At 68.2% G+C, this 17,485-nt stretch carries 21 protein-coding genes and 4 pseudogenes; 15 read left to right on the top strand and 10 right to left on the bottom strand.

Annotated elements, in window-relative coordinates; all coding sequences use genetic code 11:
* Positions 1-68: 68 nt before the first annotated feature.
* The 4 genes from ACZ4XJ_RS36850 to ACZ4XJ_RS36835 form a co-directional block, all read right to left on the bottom strand.
* Positions 69-833, bottom strand: a complete 765-nt coding sequence (locus tag ACZ4XJ_RS36850; RefSeq protein ID WP_468498796.1) for an ISL3 family transposase — start codon at positions 831-833, stop codon at positions 69-71.
* 719 nt (positions 834-1,552) lie between these two features.
* Positions 1,553-2,077: a hypothetical protein gene (locus ACZ4XJ_RS36845; RefSeq protein WP_468498795.1), complete on the bottom strand. Its 525-nt coding sequence runs from the start codon at positions 2,075-2,077 to the stop codon at positions 1,553-1,555.
* A 450-nt stretch (positions 2,078-2,527) separates the two neighbouring features.
* Positions 2,528-2,752 carry a DUF6479 family protein gene (locus tag ACZ4XJ_RS36840; RefSeq protein WP_362880471.1) on the bottom strand — a complete coding sequence of 75 codons (225 nt, stop codon included), beginning with the start codon at positions 2,750-2,752 and terminating at the stop codon, positions 2,528-2,530.
* Positions 2,753-3,014: 262 nt separating this feature from the next.
* On the bottom strand, positions 3,015-3,191 hold the full coding sequence (locus ACZ4XJ_RS36835; protein ID WP_401525449.1) for a hypothetical protein: 177 nt from the start codon (positions 3,189-3,191) through the stop codon (positions 3,015-3,017).
* Positions 3,192-3,564: 373 nt separating this feature from the next.
* Here ACZ4XJ_RS36835 and ACZ4XJ_RS36830 point away from each other — a divergent pair.
* Both ACZ4XJ_RS36830 and ACZ4XJ_RS36825 read left to right on the top strand, forming a co-directional pair.
* Positions 3,565-3,660 (top strand): annotated as a pseudogene (locus tag ACZ4XJ_RS36830) (excalibur calcium-binding domain-containing protein); the annotation flags it as partial.
* Between the two features lie 124 nt (positions 3,661-3,784).
* Positions 3,785-4,015, top strand: coding sequence for a hypothetical protein (locus ACZ4XJ_RS36825; RefSeq protein WP_468498794.1), 231 nt, complete (start codon positions 3,785-3,787; stop codon positions 4,013-4,015).
* A 66-nt stretch (positions 4,016-4,081) separates the two neighbouring features.
* On the opposite strand, the gene ACZ4XJ_RS36820 is transcribed toward ACZ4XJ_RS36825, so the two are convergent.
* Positions 4,082-4,540, bottom strand: a complete 459-nt coding sequence (locus ACZ4XJ_RS36820; protein WP_468498793.1) for a hypothetical protein — start codon at positions 4,538-4,540, stop codon at positions 4,082-4,084.
* Between the two features lie 249 nt (positions 4,541-4,789).
* Here ACZ4XJ_RS36820 and ACZ4XJ_RS36815 point away from each other — a divergent pair, with 249 nt between their 5' ends.
* From ACZ4XJ_RS36815 to ACZ4XJ_RS36770, 10 genes and pseudogenes are all read left to right on the top strand, one after another.
* The gene (locus tag ACZ4XJ_RS36815) at positions 4,790-5,032 is read left to right on the top strand and encodes a hypothetical protein (protein ID WP_393748338.1); all 243 of its coding nucleotides are present in this window, start codon (positions 4,790-4,792) and stop codon (positions 5,030-5,032) included.
* Positions 5,004-5,528: a DUF6879 family protein gene (locus ACZ4XJ_RS36810; RefSeq protein WP_468498792.1), complete on the top strand. Its 525-nt coding sequence runs from the start codon at positions 5,004-5,006 to the stop codon at positions 5,526-5,528. Before ACZ4XJ_RS36815 ends, ACZ4XJ_RS36810 begins: the two co-directional genes overlap by 29 nt.
* A 19-nt stretch (positions 5,529-5,547) precedes the next feature.
* Positions 5,548-6,396, top strand: coding sequence for a helix-turn-helix domain-containing protein (locus tag ACZ4XJ_RS36805; protein ID WP_453441345.1), 849 nt, complete (start codon positions 5,548-5,550; stop codon positions 6,394-6,396).
* Positions 6,397-6,575: 179 nt separating this feature from the next.
* Positions 6,576-6,761, top strand: a complete 186-nt coding sequence (locus ACZ4XJ_RS36800; protein ID WP_468498791.1) for a hypothetical protein — start codon at positions 6,576-6,578, stop codon at positions 6,759-6,761.
* On the top strand, positions 6,758-6,883 hold the full coding sequence (locus ACZ4XJ_RS36795; RefSeq protein WP_468498790.1) for a hypothetical protein: 126 nt from the start codon (positions 6,758-6,760) through the stop codon (positions 6,881-6,883). The genes ACZ4XJ_RS36800 and ACZ4XJ_RS36795 overlap by 4 nt, the downstream gene beginning before the upstream one ends.
* A gap of 47 nt (positions 6,884-6,930) precedes the next feature.
* Positions 6,931-7,956: a radical SAM protein gene (locus ACZ4XJ_RS36790; RefSeq protein WP_468498789.1), complete on the top strand. Its 1,026-nt coding sequence runs from the start codon at positions 6,931-6,933 to the stop codon at positions 7,954-7,956.
* Positions 7,953-8,513: pseudogene (locus ACZ4XJ_RS36785) on the top strand (dTMP kinase); the annotation flags it as partial. The gene ACZ4XJ_RS36790 and the pseudogene ACZ4XJ_RS36785, both read left to right, overlap by 4 nt.
* A gap of 76 nt (positions 8,514-8,589) precedes the next feature.
* Entirely contained in the window at positions 8,590-9,069 is a 480-nt protein-coding gene (locus ACZ4XJ_RS36780; protein ID WP_468498798.1) for a hypothetical protein, read from the top strand.
* Positions 9,066-9,857, top strand: coding sequence for an STM4013/SEN3800 family hydrolase (locus ACZ4XJ_RS36775; protein ID WP_468498797.1), 792 nt, complete (start codon positions 9,066-9,068; stop codon positions 9,855-9,857). The genes ACZ4XJ_RS36780 and ACZ4XJ_RS36775 overlap by 4 nt, the downstream gene beginning before the upstream one ends.
* A 19-nt stretch (positions 9,858-9,876) precedes the next feature.
* The gene (locus ACZ4XJ_RS36770; protein WP_468498788.1) at positions 9,877-10,296 is read left to right on the top strand and encodes an NUDIX hydrolase; all 420 of its coding nucleotides are present in this window, start codon (positions 9,877-9,879) and stop codon (positions 10,294-10,296) included.
* A gap of 11 nt (positions 10,297-10,307) precedes the next feature.
* On the opposite strand, the gene ACZ4XJ_RS36765 is transcribed toward ACZ4XJ_RS36770, so the two are convergent.
* A complete protein-coding gene (locus ACZ4XJ_RS36765; RefSeq protein ID WP_468498787.1) occupies positions 10,308-10,712 on the bottom strand; it encodes a hypothetical protein in 405 nt (134 codons plus the stop codon).
* A 206-nt stretch (positions 10,713-10,918) separates the two neighbouring features.
* Between ACZ4XJ_RS36765 and ACZ4XJ_RS36760 the strand changes: the two are divergent.
* The 3 genes and pseudogenes from ACZ4XJ_RS36760 to ACZ4XJ_RS36750 all read left to right on the top strand — a co-directional run.
* Positions 10,919-11,443, top strand: a pseudogene (locus ACZ4XJ_RS36760) (IS5 family transposase); the annotation flags it as partial.
* Between the two features lie 694 nt (positions 11,444-12,137).
* A complete protein-coding gene (locus tag ACZ4XJ_RS36755) occupies positions 12,138-12,581 on the top strand; it encodes a hypothetical protein (RefSeq protein ID WP_468498786.1) in 444 nt (147 codons plus the stop codon).
* A gap of 267 nt (positions 12,582-12,848) precedes the next feature.
* Positions 12,849-13,606: pseudogene (locus tag ACZ4XJ_RS36750) on the top strand (MerR family transcriptional regulator).
* A gap of 289 nt (positions 13,607-13,895) precedes the next feature.
* On the opposite strand, the gene ACZ4XJ_RS36745 reads toward ACZ4XJ_RS36750, so the two are convergent.
* The 4 genes from ACZ4XJ_RS36745 to ACZ4XJ_RS36730 form a co-directional block, all read right to left on the bottom strand.
* Positions 13,896-15,215 (bottom strand): hypothetical protein, encoded by a 1,320-nt coding sequence (locus ACZ4XJ_RS36745; RefSeq protein WP_468498785.1) that lies wholly within the window; start codon positions 15,213-15,215, stop codon positions 13,896-13,898.
* 156 nt (positions 15,216-15,371) lie between these two features.
* The gene (locus tag ACZ4XJ_RS36740) at positions 15,372-15,959 is read right to left on the bottom strand and encodes an SMI1/KNR4 family protein (RefSeq protein ID WP_468498784.1); all 588 of its coding nucleotides are present in this window, start codon (positions 15,957-15,959) and stop codon (positions 15,372-15,374) included.
* A gap of 22 nt (positions 15,960-15,981) precedes the next feature.
* Positions 15,982-16,254 carry a transposase gene (locus ACZ4XJ_RS36735; RefSeq protein ID WP_468498783.1) on the bottom strand — a complete coding sequence of 91 codons (273 nt, stop codon included), beginning with the start codon at positions 16,252-16,254 and terminating at the stop codon, positions 15,982-15,984.
* A gap of 618 nt (positions 16,255-16,872) precedes the next feature.
* A complete protein-coding gene (locus ACZ4XJ_RS36730) occupies positions 16,873-17,313 on the bottom strand; it encodes a transposase (RefSeq protein WP_468498782.1) in 441 nt (146 codons plus the stop codon).
* Positions 17,314-17,485 lie beyond the last annotated feature (172 nt).

Genomic DNA, 17,485 nt, shown 5'->3' with positions numbered 1-17,485 from the left:
CGGCTCCAGGCGCCCAGCCCGAGCCGTCGCTTGCGACCACCATGGAAATCTGATCTTGCGACCGGCGGTCAGGTTCTGTGCAGGATCCGCTTGCGTAGAAGGTCGAAGTTGGCGCGGCCGTATCCGGCCCGCTTGAGAAGCTTCACTCTCGTGTTCTGTCCCTCGACCTGGCCGGAACTCCATGGGCTGGACAGTCCGGCGATGACGGCGTCCTGGTCGCGACGAAGGCCGTTGACCAGGGAGTGCAGCGCGGGCAATGGGTCCTGCTCGACCCGCTCCATCCACTGGGGCAGCTGATCGCTACGCAGGTCGCGCATCATCTCGGCGAAGTCACGGACGTGGTCGGTGACCGCGTCGAGCTCGGGACAACCGACGCGGATCTCCTTGAGTGACAGGGTGTCCTCGGCGGGGAGGTTGCCCGGATTGGTCATGATCCATCGGACGACGCGGCGGGGCCGCGGCGCGGGCCTGGGCGGCGGCGTGGGGGCGGACGGCGTGAAGCTCCGCAAGTAGCGGCGGAGGGTCTGGATGCCGCCGGTGAAACCGAGAGCGGTGATCTCACGGTGCAGTTGGGCGGTGTCGTGGCAGCCCTCGTTCCACCGTTGGTGGAGATGGGGCCGGTGGGCGTCCAGAATCGTGGACCGGTTGACTGCTTTGACCAGGAGTTCGTCGATGCTGGTTGCGCGGGCGAAGCGGCGCACGGTCGAGCGGTCCAGCTGCAGCCGGTGGCAGATCGACTCCAGCGAGGCCCCCTGGTCCAGCAGGTCCTGGACCAGGGTGAACCGCTCCCGGGTGCGGACCCCCAGGCGGCGCTCGCGGCCGCAGACACTCACGGACTGTTCAACAGCACATAACCGAAGTTCGATGGTCCCCGGCTTCTGGTGTTCACCCCGACCGGCCCCGGTGGGCGGGTGCGGCTCCAGACCCGCCGCGGCGCCCTGGTTCAGGACGCGTTCCCCGACCTGGTGGACTGTCCAGTCTCATGTCGATCACGGGCTGGCGGGTCCACTTCACTCGTCGCGATGCGCATGGCCCCAGGTGGCCACGCCGCTGATGAAGGAGTTCAACGAGTTCTTCGCGCAGCTGGACGCGGACCTGGACGCGCACGGCTATAGACGACATGGGGGCGCGTGGGTAGGCGCGGATGGGTGACAAGACGAATATTGCAAGGGGTAGCCGGGAAGCCCTGCGAGCGAATCAACCGTCCTATACGAAAGGCCGTCATGCGTCGTCTCGCTGTAATCGTCCTCGGAACTCTCGCGATCTTTGGCGCCCTCGCCGTACCGGCCAGCGCTGACACAGGTCTGCATCTCGGCCCGATCTCCCTGGGCCTGCCGAGCACCTCACAATTTGCGCAGCTCCAGGGCATGAACATCAACGTGGGCCAGCTCCTCGGGTAGGCGCCGTTCTGGTTGCCGTGAGTCGCGGTTCGCTAGGCCGGCGTCCGTCGCGGCCGTCGCTGGGAGAACCGGTGCGGCCTGTGGCGGCCGCCGAGGAGGCCGCCACGGGCCCCTCAGGTGGGCGACGGGGCCCTGCTGCGCGCCAGCAGTCTCTACATGAGCCCCTGGTTCAGGTTGAAGTCCTGAAGTTCGAAGCGGATCACGGCGTCGGGTCCGCTCGATCCGAGATCCGTGAAGCGGGCCGGGCCGGCGGAGCTGTATAGAGCACCGCCGGTAGGGGAGCCGTCCGGGTTGGTGCCCTGGGCGGGTGGCGGGTAGGCGGGAAGGGTGGCTGTGAGGACGATGGGCTCGGCAGCGTCGTAGGTGAAGGGCCCGGGAAGGTCGCCGGACCTCTCCAGGGTCATCCTGGGGGTGACGCTGAGAGTGTCGGTGAGGCTCTCGCCGTCGGGGGCGAGGCGGATGGTGCTCGCCACTTGGGTGTCGAGGGGGAGGCTCAATGTGATCTTCCCGTAGACAGGGTGATGAGCTTCCAGCGTGAAGTTCAACTGCCGGTAGCGGACGATGTCCGCACCGCCGGCGACGATCTCCACGGTCTGCGAGCCGATGAAGCTCACCGTGCCGCCCTGTTCGTGGGAGGCATGGGCGATGAGGGTTACCCCGAAGGCGTTCAGGGACAAGTTGCCCCTCTGTCCGACCTCGGGCAGGGACGCGGCGAGAGCGGCCTTGGTTGTGGCGGAGGCCGCCGGGGAGGCGGCCAGGGCGGTTCCGGCCGACGCTGCGGCCAGCGCGTGGCGCAGGAGCCGCCGCCGGCTCGAAGGTGTCGTTTTATGAAAGGGGCTTGCCCATGGCCCCTGACCTGCGGTGATGGAAGATCATCGAGTTTGGAGGGTCCCACCTCCGGTCACGCTCCCGGTCCCCCGCCCAGTACACCTCTGCAAGCAACTGTGGAGCCCCCTTCCGGTGCAACCCCTGAGCGGCGGCCGCCGGCCAGGCTTGCCCAGCTCCGCCCGCGCATCGAGGAGAGGTCCCTGTTGACCCGCAGGGATGGCGCGCCTGCTCCGGGGGACGTGCCGCCTGAACAGGGGCTTCGTTGTCATGGCCGCCGGAGCGTCGCGCGGATGTGGTGGTCAGCGGTGGGGGTGGCCCTGCTCGGGATCGTCCTGGGGGGTCTGCCAGGAGGCTTGGCGGGGCTGGGTGCCCTGGAGGGGTTCGACGGGCGGCTTGCGTCGTCGGGCGGCGCGCCTGCTGCCCCACCAGAAGCCCGCCAGGAGGAGCGCGGCCACGGCCACTCCAACGATGATGAGCAGGAGGGGGCCAGTCTCCTTCTCGGCGGCCAGGACGGTGGTAAGCATGAAGTCTCCTTCTGGTGCGGGGAGTGCGGCGGGTACCCGGTTCCGGTCACTTCATGCAGCGTTGCATTCGGCGCGATCGAAGGGTGGCTGACAGCGCCGTACAGGGGATGGACGCGACCTCTGGGTCGGTGAGCCGCGGGCTGGTGATCAGGGTGAGCTCGGTCCGGCGGGGTCCGGCCGCCATCCGCACTGCCGGTATGGCGAGTCGGCTGCCGGGGATCGAAGGGGCTGTCCCGCGTGCGGGGCGGGACAGCCCGGATCGTCAGCGACGACGGGAGCGGGTGCTCCAACCATTGCCTATTCCGGCAACGTGGAGGGCCAGTAGCATCAGTCCGAGGATCATGACATTGCCTGATGAGAACACGTGGTTTGTCGAGATCTCCGCCGCGTTGATCAAGAACGCGATGAAGAACAGGACTGCGGCCGCTATACCCAACATCACTGTTCCTTCCGGTAGGTGAGGGCCGTGTGCCCCCTCCTTCCGTCCTCACACAGCCTTTACCGCATGTCCGTTCGCCGCTCCCTCGCATGCTCGCCCGCCGCGTTCATCGCAGGGGCCAATCCTTCTTACGAGAAACCCTGTCTTGCCCATGCCATCCATTTCTCCCGAGTCGGAGGCCTCCCGGGACTTCACCCCCGACACGGTCCCATCCCGCCAGCCGGGCGAGTGGACGAAGATAGCCGCCGCTGCCGCAAAGAGGGTGGTGAGTCGCTGGACATCGGAGTGGGCCAAGGTGATCGGTTCCCTGAGCGACCTGGGGCGGAGCTTCTGCTCCGTTCGGATTTGATCGGGTCAGAACGCTCACTGCACCGCCGTGCGCGCGGCCGGCGCCGCCCCCATCCATCGGGGTGACCCCGGATACGGCAAGCACCTCGACCGCGACGGTGACGGCGTCGCCTGCGAGTAACAGCCGCACGATGAGACCCCGCACCGGTACCGCGCCGGCGGGCGGGGGTCTTCGTCGTTCGCCCCCTTCCGAACGTACAGAAGATCAGCGACACTCACGTCCCCCGCGGACCGAGGAGGAAATCTTGGCGCTCGCCAACTGGATCAGCCGGCATCCGAATCTGACTGCGGCTCTGCTGAGCAACATCGTCGTGTTGACGATCGTGGGCCTGGCGAGCCTGGCAGGCTGCGGCGCCGAGGACGGCCCGATGAACGACCGGCAGCGCTGCGAGAACGAGTCGAGCAGCAACTCCTGGCGCTTCGACGATTGCAAGAAGTCGTTCCCCGGCCAGACCGGTCTCAGCGGCTGGGACTGATCCCGCCCATCGCAAGGCCCCGCCCCGGCACCGCGCTGGCCAGCGGGAGTTTCGCCGTCCCCGGAGTCAGTAGCTGAACGAGACGACCGCCTCCGACGAGCACAGGTCCGCCCACCGCGTCCGGTCGACACACACCTTGATCACCGCGCGCGCCCCGTGCGCGTCGTGGCGCAACCGACGGGAGAGGGAACCGGACGCGCTGGTGTCGGTACGCAAGGTCTGACTGGACCCGGCGCTCTCCCACTTGCCGTTCTTGAGGAAGAAGAACTCGGCCTCCACGTAGACCGGATCCCCATCCCCGGCCCGCAGGTCACGCCAGTTCGCGCCGACGGTGGCGTACACGCCGCCGTTGTTGGCGAAGTCCCCGTTGGCGGAGGCAACGTTCCCGGCGGAGACACGGGCGTGGATCGGCCCCCAGGACTTCCCGGCGGCCTGCGCGGTCGGCGCCGCGACCAGGGACGCGGCCACCGACGCCGCCGCCAGGGCGGACGCGGGCAGGATTGTGCGGAAACGGGCTCGTCGCATCGTGGCCTCTTTCGTTGGTTCCGACCGGCAGATCCTCCCACAGTGGGACATAGCCGGTGCGGAAAACTCCCGGATGGGGCGGTCCGGATCAGGCGGGGACTTCGGCATTTTCCGGACTCAAATCCGGCCAACCTCACGGCCGTTCCGACCCTCCCTCTTGACGACCTCCCTCGCCTCCACGAGCGTCGTCCGCAAATCCTCGCAATCACCTGGACAAGGGAGAGACCCGTGACGCTACGGTTCGGCGGGATGGACCCCAACACCACGGGCGGCGGATCTCCCACCGTGTGGGTAGACGACGTGAAGCGGGAGCTGGTGATCCAGGGCTGGGTTCCGGACGAGGAACTGCTGACGAAGATCAGCACGACCGAGTGGGTATCCGGCCACGACACCGGTATTCCCGAAGGTGAGAACGTGACCCGCGTGCCGCTCCGTATGGCCGCGATCCTGAGGAAGGCTCTCGATGACGCAGAAAGCGCCGGACTTCTCTGAACTCCTCGGCTCCGCCCGACACACGGCGGCCCACCTGGAGATGCGCGACGTCTACAGCGTGGGCGAGGAGGTCGACACCTTCAACCGGTTCCTGTCGACCGGCGAGGCCGACCTGGACCCGGAGTCGCCGCTCTGGGTGGGCTGGACCCCGATCGCCCGCGAGGCGGTCGGCCGCGGCGTGGTCATGCGGCGGGCCCGGATCGTCTCCGAGCCGGTCACCGACTACATCCGCTACGAGCACGCCCTCACCCCCGTCAACATCGCGATCGGCGAGGATGTCCGCTGGCTGCCCCGCCGTCGTGCGTCGGACATCGCCCTGCCGGGCAACGACCTGTGGTTGATCGACGACCGCTTGGTGATGTTCCACTGGTGGACCGGTGAGGGCGACTGGGCCGGCCACGAGTTCACCGAAAATCCGGCGGTGGTCAAGATGGTCACCGACGCCTTCGAAACGGTGTGGGAGCGCGCGATCCCTCACGCCGAGTACACCGTCTAGCCCCGACCCGACAGTTCCAATGCCCTCTTCCCCCTCCTCCCGCGCGCAGTCGGCCCGCGAGGCCCTCGCTGTACGCCTGTCCCACATCCGCAAGGACGCCGGTCTCACCGGGCGCGAGCTGTCCGCCCGGTGCGGCTGGCATCCCGCGAAGACGACCAGGATCCAGAAGGCCGAGATGGCGCCCTCGGACGCGGACATCCGCACCTGGTGTGCCGTCTGCGGGGCCGAGGATCAGGTCGGCGACCTGATCGCCACCTCTCGCGTCGTGGACTCCATGTACCAGGAGTGGCGCAAGCTGCACCGCAACGGTATGCGCACGGCCCAGGAGGACTGGACGACCCGGCATGAACAGACCCGGCTATGTCGGGTGTACGTGTCGAACGCTGTGCCCGGCTTCCTCCAGACCCCCGCCTACGCCACCGCTCTCATGCAGGCAATCACCACCTTCCAGGGCACCCCGGACGACGTCACCGAGGCAGTAGCCTCCCGCGTCGCACGCTCCCGGTTCCTGTACCAGGGCGGGCACCGCTTCGTCGTGGTGATAGAGGACTGGGTCCTGCGGGCCCGCTTCGGCGGATCGGAGACGATGGCCGCACAGCTGCGCCACCTCCTCACGGTGCAGCCCCTGGCCTCGGTGTCACTGGGCATCATCCCCACCACCACCCAGCGCGTGATCTGGCCTCTGGAAGCGTTCTACCTCTTCGACGACCGCCAGGCCGCCGTCGAAACCCTGACCGCCGAGATCAACGTCTCGCAGCCCCGCGAACTCACCGACTATGCGAAGGCGTTCGCCGGCCTGGCGAAGATGGCTGTCTACGGCGATGCGGCGCGGGCCTTGATCGAGGACGCCATCGACGCCTGCGGGTGAGATAACGCAATTCTGCGCAACTCCATTGAGGTCAGCTCGCGCCCTTCCCTACGGTGATGGAACGTCACTCGGGGTGTTCATCGGCCCCCTAGTGACTCCCCTTCGCAGCAGGGCACCACACCGTCTCCCGCGTCGCACGGTGCCCTGCTGCTTCCACCGCAGGCAAGGAGTCACGCCCCATGCCCCAGCAGCCTCCCCGTCGCCGTCCGCTCGCCCGCCAGCTCGAAGACCAGCCCGAGTACGCGCCCTGGGACGCCCCCGAAAGCCCCGACCCGAGCCCGGCCCTCCGGGCCCGCGCCGAATCCGGCATCGAGAGATTTCTGCGCGGCTTCGCGGCCGAGCCGGTCCAGGAGCCCGGGGCATGAACTCTGCCTTAGACCGCCAGGACCCGTGGGGCTGGTGCCGGCAATTGGCCGTCCTGCTCTACGTGATCGCCGTCGGCGTCCTGGTGGTCGTCCTGGCCCTGGCCTGCGTCCCCGGCAGGTAGACCACGCCCATCTGCACCACTCGCGCTTCGCCGAGAGGAGCACCACCGTGCCCACCACGCTCTTACCGTTCGCCGAACCGAGCACCGACTGGACCGCGTTCCGCAACTTCGCCGCGCTGGGAGGCCAGGGCCGGATTTCCCTGACGCCGCGCTGCAACGTCGCCTGCTGGTTCTGCCACAACGAGGCCGACGTACCCCCGCCCCTGACCCGCATGGACCGAACCCAGAAGCCCCGCGAGCGCCACTACGGGGTCGCCGACTTCCTCACTCTCATCAACGCGATGATGGACGCCGGCCTCAAGCGGATCTTCTTCACCGGCGGTGAGCCGCTGGCGTCGCCGCTGGCCCGCGAGGTACTGACCGGGCTCCGGCCGAGCGGCTCCGACGGCTCGTACACGCTGATCACCAACGGCACGCTGGTCCGTACCCACCAGTCGTGGCTCGCGACGGCGCCGCTCGACAAGATCAAGGTGTCGTTGCACTACTTCTCCGACGACAGCTTCAAGGCCATCACCGGGACCCGCATCGGAATCGAATGTGTCCTGGACGGCGCCGAAGCCGCCCGCGAGATGTTCGAACACGTCGAGCTGAACTGTCTCCTCCAGAAGGAGAACGCGCACGAGGTCCGCGACATCCTCACCTTCGCCCTCAACCGGCGCATGCCCGTGCAGTTCATCGAACTGGTCGGCACCGACTTCAACGAAGCCCGCGCCTCCTCCGCTGTCCCGGCCGACGACATCATCAGCCACCTGCGCACCCTCACCAGCAACGAGCGGATCGAGATCGTCGGGGTCGGCCAGGGCCGCCGCATCTTCGACATCGACGGCGTCGAGATCGAGGTCATCCACCGCGACCTCGGCCGCCACCACGTCGGCCAGTGCGGCACCTGCCCCATCCGCCCCCAGTGCGTCGAAGGATTCTGGGCCCTGCGCGCCGACCACGCCGGCGGCATCCAACCCTGCCTCCTCCGCGACGACCTGCGCCTGGACGTCAAGCACCTCCTGGACGACCCCGGACGCCTCGCCGAGGCAATCGCGGGACACGTCACCGCTTTCACCGAGGGGACCCTGTGAGCCAGACCATCGCCCTGCCCGCGGCCTTCGCCCCCGTCCCCTACGCCGACCAGGACGTCCCGTTCATCGCGCTGGAAAGCGTCTCCGGCGTCGGGAAGTCCACACTGACCGCGATCCTCGCCCACCGCCTGAACGGCTCCGGCATACACACCCTGGCCCCGCCCCACTCCGGCTGGTCGGACGCAGCCCACTGCATGAGCCCGCTGCCGAACCTCGCCTTCTACCTCTCCGGACTCCTGCACGTCTCCGACCGCATCCGCCGCGCTCTCGCCATCGGACCCGTCATCGCCGACCGCTACGCGTCCTCGGTCACCGCCTGCCAGGCCGCGATCCACGGCGTCGACATCACCGAAGTAGACCGGCTGATCGCCCCGTTCCGGCCCTACCTCGTCGTCCCCGACCACACCTTCTACCTGCGGTGCTCCGAGGAAACCCTGCGCCAGCGCATGGCCGTCAAGGGCGACACCAAGCAGGACAACACCGACCTGTTCGCCATCCCCGGCCGCCTCAAGCAGCTCACGGCCAACTTCGAGGCCGTCGCCAGCGACGACCCCACCGCGACCGTGCTCGACACCGACAGGCTCACCCCCGACGACCTCGCCGACCTGATCACCGCCCACCTGGAGAGCCACCATGCTTCACCCCATCGACACCGACAAGGTGATCCGCGACGGCGAAGCCACCGGCAGGTTCCCCGACGAGATGCACCCCGCCGCAGCCTGGTGGCTCGCAGCCTGCTTCGTCGTCACCCTCCGAGCCGACCAGCTCGTCGTCGCACACGACGGCCAGCCGGCCACCGCGAAGTTCTTCGACCTCCTGTGCCAGGGCGCCATCAACGCCCAGCACTACGCCTGCCGGATTCTGAACCTGGGTGTCGCCGACGAGGACGAACTGGTGATCGCCATGAAGGAGGCGAACCGGGCCCCCGGGATGCGCGTCACCACGACCGTCGATCAGGTCACCATCACCCTCTACGATCGCGCGGGCGTCCCTCTGACGGAACGGCCCAGCCTCTACCTGATCCGCCGCATGATCGCCGAGGACCGCATCCCCCTCCCCGTCAACACCGAATGCAAGGGCTCCATCCAGCCCTACGCGGAGGCCGCCCAGTGATCAGTACGGCCGACGTCATCGAGTCCGGCACGAACATCCTCTTCGTCACCCTCGACTCCCTGCGCTACGACGTCGCACGGGCCACCATGCACGCCGGGCAAACCCCGCACCTGGCCAAGCTCCTCCCCGGCGGCCAGTGGGAGGAGCGGCGCACCCCGGGCACCTTCACCCTCCCCGCGCACATGGCGTTCTTCTCCGGCTTCCTCCCCAAGCTCCCGCAGCCCGAGCAGCCCCCGCGTATGTGGGAATGCCGCCCGCCCGCGTTCAAGACCGTCAACCCGGGCACGTTCGTCTTCGACGCTCCGAGCCTGCTGGCCGGACTCGTCCAGCACGGCTATCGCACCGTGTGCGTCGGCGGGGTCACCTACTTCTCCCGAGAAACCCCGCTCGGCTCCGTCCTGCCGGACCTGTTCGACGAGGACCACTGGCGCCCGGAGTTCTGCTCACCGGAGCCCGACTCCACCCGCCACCAGGTCGACGCAGCCCTCGGCCTCGCCCTCAAGTACGAGGACCGGCGGCTGTTCCTGTTCGTCAACGTCTCCGCCACCCATGTTCCCCACAGTCACTACCTCGGCCAGAGCACCGACACATGGGAGCCCCAAGCGGCGGCCCTGGGCTACACCGACGGGCACCTCGGGCGCCTGGTCGCCGGCCTCACCACGAAGAAGCAGTGGCTCGTCATCATCTGCGCGGACCACGGCGACGCCTTCGGTGAAGACGGCCACCACGGCCGCGGAATCGCCCACCCGACGGTGATGAATGTGCCGTTCGCCGCCATGCTCGTCTAACGGTCCCTACGCTCGACACATGGACTCAGAGATGCGCGACGCCGCCGTAGTCGTAGCCCGAGACGAGCACGGCCTGGTCGCCCTGCTCACGTCACGATTCCCCCGCCACGGTGGCGAGTACCTCTTCCTCCCCGGCGGCCGGATGGAGCCCAGCGAGACACCAGAAGAGTGCGGGCACCGGGAACTGCGCGAAGAGGCAGGGATCACCGCGCAGTCCTGGCGCCCCCTGGGCTCGTACGCCATCACCCTTGGATGTACCGCCCGGGTCCATCTCTTCATCGCCGAAGGGCTGACCCTGGGGCCCCAGCAGCTGGAGCCCTCCGAGGCCGACTTCAAACTCATGTGGTGGCCGATGCAAGATGCCATCACGGCGGCTACCGAAGGCCGCTTCCTCCTCCAGGGCGGACCGCTCGCACTGCTTCTTGCCGACCGACTCTGACGGTCGGCTGCTTACTCGTCCCACCAGGGGGCTATGTCGCACGTCGCCTGCGGAAGGTCATCACCTTCTTGCGGGACCACCACCACGGGGAGACCCCGCCGCGGATTCGCATTGATCCAGCTGCGACTGGTCCAGGGCCCCGTCGCCTCGGAGTCCTGACGCTCCTTGACCGTCAACGTCTCGCTCGGATGATTGATGATGCCCAGCGGTGTTCGCCGGGAGGGCTTCGGCAACAACCAGGTCGGCGGTGAGCCGTCCTCCTGGCCGTCGTCCTTCTCGACGATCGCGGCATCCAACTTCATCAACTCGTACTGCGCTTTACCAACCTTCGCCGCCCATTCCTGGAACGGTGCATCGTCCACCCACGACACCGGCTGCTGCCTGGTCGGCTCGCGCACGACGACCGGCTTGCGCATCCACTCCGGCGGACCTTCCGCGCTCCACGGCAACGAGGGCGACTCCGGCGGCGGCTGCTGTAGGACGTCCTCCCAGTACTCGCGCGACGCCCTCTTGCCGATGACGGGAACGTGCCGGAGGACATCCCGGCGCCTCCGCCTACTCATAGGGAGCGAATTCGGCGCCGTCGGAAGCCCGGCGTACCGCGACAGGGCACGGGTACTGCCTGCGGGGACGATGCCGCGCCGGCTCGACCTGCGCTTGGTGGAAGTCGACGACGTGGCCACGCTGCTCTGGCTCGGTGGCGGCGAGGAAGGCCGCGTACTCGTCCCGCGCCTGCTGGGTGCTTACTGTAATTATCGACCGCCACGGAACCCCGCTTGCCGTCACGCTCACCGGCGGCAACCGTCATGACGTCATCCAGCTTTTGCCCCTGCTCGATGCCGTGCCGTCGATCCGGGGACGGCGAGGACGCCCCAACCGAAAACCCCGGCGCCTGTACGCCGACCGGGGCTACGACTTCGACAAGTACCGCCGCCTGCTGTGGAAGCGCGGGATCAAGCCGCTGATCGCTAGGCGTGGCTTCGCCCACGACTCCGGACTGGGCAAGGTGCGCTGGGTCGTCGAACGAGCCTGTGCCTGGCTGCACCAGTTCAAACGGCTATGCACCCGCTAAGAACGACGCGCTGACCTCCACCAAGGTCTGCTTGAACTTGCCTGCCGCTTCATATGCCTCCACCGCCTCCGAACCTCATCGGCTCGGGCGGGAGGTGCGCTCCTGATCGCCGGTCTCGGTCTGTACGGGCCGGGCGTCCGGGCCGACTACGCCCCGGACGACGATGCGGTTGTCGGCCCGTTCCGGTGGCGCGGCGACACCGCCTGGCCCCCTGCCCCCCTGCCCCTTCCTCGACGGAGGGGGAAGCATCGGGGGATGAGCGAACACGCCAAGGATCACCGAACCGCACACGAGGAGAATCCCCGCAGCTTTCCCACCCTGCTTCGGGACGCGCGCGACCGTGACCACCGCGTGCCGCGTCGTTCCGGCCGCGACATCCACCACCAGGCCCTGGCCCGCTCGCAGGCCTGCACGACATCCGACGGTTCGGGTCCCAGCAGGGGAAAGGCCAGGCCAGGCCACACGTGGCGGACGCGCGCAGCGCGCCGTGCGGCCGCGGTTGTAGGCTCGCCGGGTCCTGGCCAGACGTGTCCGTCCATGGCAGGCGGATCGCGTTGGAGGAACTCCCCCTCGCCCACTGCCTTCATGGCGCACACGTTCGCGCCCGAAACCGACACTCAAGGGGGATCTACCGATGGCACCGTCCACCATGACCCGAACCCGCGCCCTGCGTACGGCCGGCACTGTGCTCACGTGCGCCGTGGCCGCTGGAGCACTGGCCGGCTGCAGCTCCGGCAACGCGCCGAGCGCGGCATCGGCCACTCCTTCCGTGTCGACGTCCAAGTCGCCGCCCAGCGACCCCGACCAGGCCGCGAAGGACAAGGTCCTTACCGCCTACACCAACACACGCGAGATTCAGATCAAGACGGCCGCCGACGGGAAGCTGCGCACCGAGGAGCTGGCGAAGTTCGCCAAGGGAGACGCAGCAGCCGACCTGAAGGGATCCGCCCTGCTCAATACGTCGGAGAACGTCAAGTTCACCGGCCGGCCGGAGATGAGCCCCACGGTCACCTCCGTCGACATCAAGAGCAGGACCGCCACGCTCTTCGACTGCTTCGACTCGACCAACTGGAAGCCCGTCGACAGGAACTCCGGGAAGGCGGTTCAGCCGACTGAGCAGCGTCTGAAGTACCCGGTGACGTCCCAAGCGACGTTGGAGGGCGACACATGGCTCCTCACGAAGATCACCGTGGACCGGACGAAGGACTGCTGACCCGAGCTGTCCGCGCGCTGGGCATCGTCGCTGTCCTGGTCGCCGCCGTGCCCCAAGCCGGCCCGGCCTACGCCGATCCCCCGTGTTTCTGACGTGGACGTCCGCATCGGCGTCGGAACACCCGGCGGGCCGGGTAGGGTGCAGACCGTGCGTGTTCGATTGGGAGGATCTTGGGTCTTGGGGTTGAAGTTGCCGTTGCGGCAGCTCCTACCGTCGTGACCAGGGCCGGAGACACCGGCCCGGCGATACACACGTGCAGGAGTCGTGATGGACTGGCCGATTGCGGAGGTGGCCCGGATGTCGGGCGTTACCGCCCGGACACTGCGCCACTACGACGAGACCGGCCTGCTCCCGCCGGCTCGGATCGGCGCCAACGGTTACCGCTACTACGAGGAGCGCCAGCTGCTGCGGTTGCAGCAGATCCTCGTGTTGCGGGCGCTGGCGTCGGGCTGCCTGAGATCGGCCGGATCCTGTCCGAACAGGTCGACGAGGTGGATGCCCTGCGGGGCCACCACCAGCGCCTCCTTGTAGAACGGGACCGGTTCGACGCCCTGGCCGGCACCGTCTCCCGCACGATCGCCGAACTGGAGCAGTCCAGGAAGGACGGCAACCCCATGACCATCAACCGACCGGAGAACCTCTTCGAGAGCGTGACGCCCTCCCAGTACGAGGAGAAGATGCACGACTTCCCCGACCTCGCCGAAGCAGTGGCACGACGCGCTGCCACGATGAGCCAGGCGGACGCCGACGCCGCGCACCGTGAGCGCACCGCGCAGATGATCCGGCTGGCCGAACTCATGGCCGCAGGCCACCCGGCCGACGCCGACCCGGTCCAGGCCGAAATCGACGCCCAGTACCGGACACTGACCGAACTGCGCACTGTCTCCGCAGAGGACTACCGCGCCATCCGACGCTCCATCGTCGACAACGAGACGTGGCGCGCCGCATACGAGGCCATCGCCCCGGGCCTGGCCGCATACCAGCGCGACGCCATCGAGGCCTATGCCACCACCCGGCTGAACTGAGACACGGCGCAACCGCCATCGAGGGAGGATGCGATGGCTGTTGCGCCGTGTCACGGCGGGCCGGAGATGTTCGATCCCGAGGACCGTCCGCGGCCCCCTCAACAGGGTGCTGCCCGTTCTCAGGTTCTGGCTCACATTTCGTGAAGCCTGCACGCTGAGTGAGGGCTGTAGTCGAGGTACTGGATCGATAGCCGGCCCTGGGAGGGAAGGGTTCGCTGGACGGACTTAGCTTCCACGGCCACGCTCTCAGCCACACCGCACCTGGCACCGCGATCGAAGTGATGGATCGTCAGAGGTGGTTCACCGTGGCCGCGCTATCCGCCCATAGCCAGTTCACGGGTGAGTACTCCTTCTTCAGCGCGGTGCGCTCGCGCCCGCAGCCCTTGATCGCAGTCTCCACCGCCGCTGCCAGGTGGTCCAGCTCCTGTGGCACTGGCACGCTCAGCAACAGGTGCTGTTTGCGGTGTGCCAGGAGCAGTTCCCCTGCGGGGGTGCACTCCAGCAGGGCGAAGTGGACGAGGGCCTTGAAGGGCTTCTCCGAAGTGGGCACCCGGGCGCGCAGCGCCCCGTCGGCACTCCACGCGTACAGGCCGTAGCGGTTGAGGTGGAAGGCGCGGGCACGGTGCGGGTCGGCGACCACGGTGAAGTCGAAGCCGGTGAACGGGCTGTTCTCGCGCAGGTGCAAGCCTCCCAGCCGGCCCTGCAGCACCCCGCGGTCGTCGACGAGGGCGAAGCTGAACTCCTGCCCCCGGTTGGTCGAGCGGTAGATCTTCCCGAACACTGGGACGACGAACAGGCCGTCGCCGAGCGCGGCCGGGCGGGACATCTTGGAATCGAGGTACCCGTGGAGACTGCCGCTGGTCCCGGTGAGCTCCGAGAGGGCCTCGGTCAACGAGGGCGAGGGCCGGTTGCCGCGCACCACCGGCTCGTCGCCGTAGCGCACATGAGCGAAGGAGCCGGTGTCGCTCTGTCGGTCGGTACGAGCGTCCAGGGTCGCGATGGCGCGGAGTACGGGCTTGCGACCCGGGCCGAGGGTGGTGCCGGGTTCGGAGACGGCGACGATGTTGGGGTGGGCGCCGGCCCAGTTGCTGAGCCCGTACTCGGAGGTCATGCACAGCAGGCGGCCCGCAGGCGTGACGGCGATCGACGCGGCAAACGGGTCCTCCCCTGGTCCGGGCTGCGACTCCAGGCCCCAGGGCATCGGCCAGGAGACGAGGACCTCGTCCAGATCCGGGGAGAGGACGTGCGTGCTGCCCGGCCTGGAGCTGACGGCGACAACGCCGTCCGGGAGGACGGCCAGAGTCGCGCCGTCGCCCCGCGGTATGGCCGAGGGGCCACCGCCCGGAACCGCCTGTCCGAACACGGCGGTGGCGGTGGGCCTTCCGTCGGAGCCGTGGCGGGTGATCAGCTGGTAGTCGAAGTTCTGCTCGGCAGGATCGGCCGCGCCGGTCGCCTGCGGACGATAGCGGCGCAGGCCGGACAGCGCGTAGGTGTCGCCAGCCGCGGTCGCCACCGCGTGATCGACCTTGAGCCCCCATCCGCCGACTTCGGGATCGAGACGGTGAAGGTCCAGAAGGGACGCGGGTGCGGTGATCGGCAGCAGTGTCATACCGGCATCCTCTCCCCTGCCACTGACATCACACTCAGTTAGCCCTCCACGCAAAGTGAGCCAGAACCTGGGGTTTGGGAGGCACCCAGATCCATGGTCGGGTGATGCGCACGAGATTTGGTTCTGGCTCACATTCCGTGTAGCTGTTACGGAGAGTCAGATCTTCGGGGCCATGCGATGCCGGTCGGGATGGGCGCGAAGCTGGGGTGAGGTGAGTTCCAGGGCCCGGTTGTCGCGTCCGGCGCTCATGTGGTTGAGCCAGCGTTCGTACCAGTCGAGGAAGTCGGTGGTGGAGGAGACGTTGGGGCCCCAGTAGCCGTCGCCGTTGCCGATGAGGACGCGGCCCGTGAGGGGACCGGTCACCGCGATGACGCATACGTCGGTGCAGCCCATTTCGATGACGTGGAGGAAGCGGTCGCGCTCGTGAGTCCCGGATCCTGTGCCGCTGAAGCCGCGAGGTGCGCCTGGTTCCCCGCGCGGATTCATGAACAGTAGGGAACACCGCTCCAGCGGGATGAGGCCGTAGAACGGCGCCGCACCTGAGCCGCCGATGTGCGTGAGGAACTGCCGATAGGCGTCGGGTAGGACGATGTCGTGCTCGGCCTCAAACGCTGCGAGGCGTGCTTCCGCCAGCTTCGGACCGAGGCGAAACTTGTGTTGCTCTTCCCCGAAGGAGTGGCTGCGGAGGGGTTGGAACGGGATCGTTGCCAGCTTGCGACGCAGGCGGGGTATGCGGGGGTCCATGGTGCATCTTCTCTCGTCGCCGTCACCCTATGGGTGCTTGTGGTCGGCTGGCCAGAAGAACTCTCTTCCGCAGGAGAGCGAAGCCGGTGCGGCCGAACATCTGGCGCTTGAGCATCTTGATCCGGTTGACGCGTCCTTCGACGACGCCGGAGTTCCAGGGCAGGGTGAGCCCGGCGATGACGGCGTCGCGGTCACGTTCGATGCCTGCGGCGAGGGTATGGAGGCTGGGGAGTTCGTCGCGCCGGACGGCGTCCAGCCACTGCGGCAGCCGTTCCCCCTGACGCTCGGTGAGCATCAGGGCGAAGCACCGGATGTGAGAGGTGAGGGCGTCGAGTTCGGGGCAGTGGACCAGGACGGCCTTGAGGCGAAGGTGGTCGATCTCTGGGAGGGTCTCGGGACGCCGGGGAATCCAGCCCGCGACGACGCGGGGTGACGGCGGTCGGGCTGTGATGGGGTTGGGAGAGCCGCTTCTCCCGAAAGTAGGCGCGAACGCGCTGGTAGCTGCCCTGATAGCCGAGTGGCACGATCTCCTCCCATACCGTCCAGGCGTTGGTGCAACCCTGGTTCCAGCGGTCATCCAGGTAGGGCTTGAACGCGTCCAGCTTGGACGGCCGGCCCTGCCACTGCCCGCGGAACAGGTCCTCCGGGGTGGCTGCGTCGGCGAAGAGCTTGACGGTGCGGGAGGTCAAGCGCAATTGGCGGCCGATCGCCCTCCGACTGAGCCCGCCTGCCGGCAGTTCGTGGACGATCGCGTGCTTGGCCCGGGTCCGATCAGCGAAACGATGTCCCGTGGGCCCCGGCGAGCCGGACGGATCTTCGAATTTCTCCGGCTCGGGAGCAGGCTGTGCTGGATCTGGCGCCAGCACCCGTAGGCACCCGCGGTGGTCTGCGACGCAACGCTCAACGGCTGCAATCAAGTTGTGCCAGAGATGCCACCTGTCTGCCGCCTGCACCGCCTGGGGCGCCCGGCGGTGGCGCCTTCGGCGAAGAACGGTGCCCGATCGCGGCAGACCACTTCGCCCCCTGGCCTCTTCGCGAGCCAAGCGGCCAGGCTGGAGGCTTCCCGGTCGGGCAGCAGGTCCACCGGACGCCAGCTTTCGACGTCGACCAGGACGGTCCCGTAGTGGCGGCCGTTGTGGGTGGCGTACTCATCGACGCCGACGACGCGCGGGGCGGGAACTTCCGGGTCCGGCAAGGCCTCGACCAGTCGCAGTACCGTGCTGCGGCTGACGGACAAGCCGAAGACTCTCGCCATGCGGGCCCCGGCCCGACCAGCGAGCGCGAGGCCGATCGCGGCCAGCGTCGACCGCAGGCGCTCGGTCCGCCGGCCGTATCGGCGGGTCAGCCCCGACATCTGCTCGGCGAAGGTCCGGCGCCCGCCGGAATTGACCGGGCAGAGGAACCGGCGGACCCGTGGACAAAGGACGACTCGTCTGCCCCACTGGGCACACCTCAATGCGTACCGCCTCATCGCTCACGTCGACCGACAGCACAGCCACATCTGCGATAGACGGGAACAGCAACTC

Source organism: Streptomyces sp. NPDC029836, from assembly GCF_055574495.1.
This window is presented reverse-complemented; position numbering and strand designations above follow the sequence as displayed.

Bases quoted from the DNA above. Each gene is read 5' to 3' on its own strand.
- ACZ4XJ_RS36840 (WP_362880471.1), bottom strand. From the start codon at position 2,752: ATGCTTACCACCGTCCTGGCCGCCGAGAAGGAGACTGGCCCCCTCCTG.
- ACZ4XJ_RS36835 (WP_401525449.1), bottom strand. From the start codon at position 3,191: ATGTTGGGTATAGCGGCCGCAGTCCTGTTCTTCATCGCGTTCTTGATC.
- ACZ4XJ_RS36820 (WP_468498793.1), bottom strand. From the start codon at position 4,540: ATGCGACGAGCCCGTTTCCGCACAATCCTGCCCGCGTCCGCCCTGGCG.
- ACZ4XJ_RS36815 (WP_393748338.1), top strand. From the start codon at position 4,790: ATGGACCCCAACACCACGGGCGGCGGATCTCCCACCGTGTGGGTAGAC.
- ACZ4XJ_RS36810 (WP_468498792.1), top strand. From the start codon at position 5,004: ATGACGCAGAAAGCGCCGGACTTCTCTGAACTCCTCGGCTCCGCCCGA.
- ACZ4XJ_RS36805 (WP_453441345.1), top strand. From the start codon at position 5,548: ATGCCCTCTTCCCCCTCCTCCCGCGCGCAGTCGGCCCGCGAGGCCCTC.
- ACZ4XJ_RS36800 (WP_468498791.1), top strand. From the start codon at position 6,576: ATGCCCCAGCAGCCTCCCCGTCGCCGTCCGCTCGCCCGCCAGCTCGAA.
- ACZ4XJ_RS36795 (WP_468498790.1), top strand. From the start codon at position 6,758: ATGAACTCTGCCTTAGACCGCCAGGACCCGTGGGGCTGGTGCCGGCAA.
- ACZ4XJ_RS36780 (WP_468498798.1), top strand. From the start codon at position 8,590: ATGCTTCACCCCATCGACACCGACAAGGTGATCCGCGACGGCGAAGCC.
- ACZ4XJ_RS36770 (WP_468498788.1), top strand. From the start codon at position 9,877: ATGGACTCAGAGATGCGCGACGCCGCCGTAGTCGTAGCCCGAGACGAG.
- ACZ4XJ_RS36765 (WP_468498787.1), bottom strand. From the start codon at position 10,712: ATGCGCAAGCCGGTCGTCGTGCGCGAGCCGACCAGGCAGCAGCCGGTG.
- ACZ4XJ_RS36745 (WP_468498785.1), bottom strand. From the start codon at position 15,215: ATGACACTGCTGCCGATCACCGCACCCGCGTCCCTTCTGGACCTTCAC.
- ACZ4XJ_RS36740 (WP_468498784.1), bottom strand. From the start codon at position 15,959: ATGGACCCCCGCATACCCCGCCTGCGTCGCAAGCTGGCAACGATCCCG.
- ACZ4XJ_RS36735 (WP_468498783.1), bottom strand. From the start codon at position 16,254: ATGCTCACCGAGCGTCAGGGGGAACGGCTGCCGCAGTGGCTGGACGCC.
- ACZ4XJ_RS36730 (WP_468498782.1), bottom strand. From the start codon at position 17,313: ATGTCGGGGCTGACCCGCCGATACGGCCGGCGGACCGAGCGCCTGCGG.